A 1,613-nucleotide genomic window follows, 5' to 3' on the forward strand; every position below is an offset into this window, starting at 1 on the left:
AAAGCCTTCAAGTCGTTGGATTTGAAGGCTTTTATGTTTCAAGCTGATAGTAAGGAATAAGACAAAAGTTGCCATATAAAGTTAGTTTTTTTGCCAGGCATAAATAAATAAAACAATCTTCTATCAACAGATAGTGATAATCACTACTGCAAGATTTTGTTCAATTCAATAAGATCAGCCCTGTATTCTTTTTTATAACAGACACCTATTTTACAGGAGCTGCAGCCTTCAATTACCAGTAGGAGCTGATCATCTAAAAGTTTTATTTTCATCAAACCTGAACGTTTTAACTTTGTACTGTTAAGCGAAACGGAGCAGAGCAATGCAGGAGTGCAACTCTGTAAGGGATAGCTTAACCGACTGGATTATTTGTGGATCAGGGTTAGTTACTACCCTGATCCTTTTAATAAAAAATAATCTAGGAGTTGATACCTTAAAAACTCACTGTTATTGAACAAGTCCTGTTACATAGGGCGTTTGGTGTAAAAGCACATAACGTATCCGGCGTAGTAGCTTTTTCGCTATACGGATAATGGCCTTATTATAATTCATTCTTTTCTTATACTCTTTGTAAGCCATTAATAATGCTGGGTCCTTAGTGACAGCCTTCCAGGCACTTTCTACCAGGGCTGTTCTAACCAATGCATTACAACGATGAGTGAGCCCTTTGATAACGACAGTTTCAGAACTGCTATAAATATCCGGCTTGAGGCCAGCATAGCTACATAAATGGTCAAATGTTTTAAACCGGGTAATGTCTTCCAGTTCTATCAAAAGAATCATAGCATTCGTCTGTCCAATTCCCGGTATACTACATAATAATTCCACTGATTGTCGATATTTGTCGGACTGGGCCAGGGAGCGCAGAGCATGGTTAGCCTGCACTAATTGATGTCGAATAGCCAGCAGTGATTCCAACTTCAATTTCAAAGCGATTTTTGCATTTTCATTGAGGCTTAACTGCTCCAACCAAACAATGAATCTTTTGCTAAAATGGGCGCTTGGTTTATATCCTTGCGGAATATCGATTCCCCAGAAATGGAGGCAGGATAGAATACGATTTTTGCAGCGTGTTTGATCGCGTACCAGCTGCTCACGGGTTCGCATTATAGCTCTGTCTTCCAACACCTGTTGGCTGGGGATATGAATGCCTTGAAGAGATCCTTCGCACAGGGCCTGGGCTAGTTTACGGCAATCCACCACGTCGGTCTTATGCCGCCTGTCTTTATCGGTAGTTGGCACGTCGGCGGCATGAGCTATAATACAATGCACCCCGTTATCGCTCAATGCCTGTTGTATCCAGAATCCGCAAAAGCCAGCTTCATACACAGCGTGAAAATTTGCCTGTGGATAATTGTGTTGCAGGTAGCGGGCTAATATAGCTGGGGATGGAGGTTGGGAGTAGCTCTTCAGTTCATGCTCGTCATCCCGGATACAGATAGACCAATTTTTCTTGTGAACGTCTATGCCGCAGTAAATATCTTGTCCTGCAAAATTTAATGATTTAACTTGCTTCATAGCTTCTGTATTTTAGGTGTGAGAATAGATTTTGCAACTTAAACTTACACCTAATTCTACAGAAGCTTTTTACATAGAAAACATACAATCTTTTT

General features: G+C 40.5%; 1 protein-coding gene. It reads right to left on the minus strand.

Features of this window, described 5'->3' with window-relative positions; all coding sequences use genetic code 11:
• Positions 1–447: 447 nt before the first annotated feature.
• Complete coding sequence (locus tag AC59IL_RS38860) at positions 448–1,518, minus strand: IS110 family RNA-guided transposase (protein ID WP_496557656.1); 1,071 nt, start codon at positions 1,516–1,518, stop codon at positions 448–450.
• Between the last annotated feature and the right edge of the window lie 95 nt (positions 1,519–1,613).

This window comes from Niastella sp. sgz303648, from assembly GCF_059587045.1.

Bases quoted from the DNA above. Each gene is read 5' to 3' on its own strand.
- AC59IL_RS38860 (WP_496557656.1), bottom strand. From the start codon at position 1,518: ATGAAGCAAGTTAAATCATTAAATTTTGCAGGACAAGATATTTACTGC.